Here is a 720-nt window from a genome sequence, read left to right on the forward strand (position 1 = left end):
TATTAATTATTTTAGTTAATACTGATAAACGGCGATTATACAAGCAATAACAATTCCTTTTCCTTAACGCAGTCTACGTTTAACAACAAAAGTCAGTACAGTTAACTTAATAAACGGCTGAACAGTTATAACTGTATTAAAAACCTATTTGATTTAGTTATAAAAAAAGCGACTCTGAGGAGTCGCTTCGAAAGTCGTGAGACGTGTTTATTTGATGATGCCGCGAGCACGTAAGATGGCGGTTTTGAAGTCATCTTCTTGGTCTTTCTTCAGGCCCGGGATCATTTCGTCTTTGCTGCTGTTGCGCATTTTAAGATGGTAGATCAGTACGTCGTCGGAGAGATCTTCCAACTTGCCGTCGTAGCCCGCCTCTTGCGCCAGTTTGACGATGAATTGCAGCAGGTTCATTTCTTGGTCTTTTTGCCACTCAGGCTCTAATAGCTCAAGTAGCTCTTCTATGCGATGACACTTCATTTCTTTCTCCACAATATTTATAAGTATTTGCGCTTAAGGTATCAAATTGCATCGCGAAGACAAATAGAAAAGGAAGGAAAAGAAAAAGCGCAGCTGGCGCCGCGCTTTTGATTAAGCTGCTTTGATAACTTTGGTTGTAACACTCGACACTATTGCTGTCTTCTCAACCAGTGTCATAGCTGGCGCAACTTGTTTTGCCTTAGATGCAGTAGTGAAGCCACTGCGGCGGCGCATTGCACTTGTATT

The 720-nt window shown here is 41.5% G+C and carries 1 protein-coding gene; it reads right to left on the bottom strand.

Annotated elements, in window-relative coordinates:
- Positions 1-207 precede the first annotated feature (207 nt).
- Positions 208-474 carry a YihD family protein gene (locus tag R7R24_RS26820; RefSeq protein ID WP_005461387.1) on the bottom strand — a complete coding sequence of 89 codons (267 nt, stop codon included), beginning with the start codon at positions 472-474 and terminating at the stop codon, positions 208-210.
- Positions 475-720: the final 246 nt, after the last annotated feature.

Source organism: Vibrio sp. 704, assembly GCF_033339295.1.

Excerpts from the sequence above, each read along its gene's own strand:
- R7R24_RS26820 (WP_005461387.1), bottom strand. The coding sequence starts at position 474 with ATGAAGTGTCATCGCATAGAAGAGCTACTTGAGCTATTAGAGCCTGAG.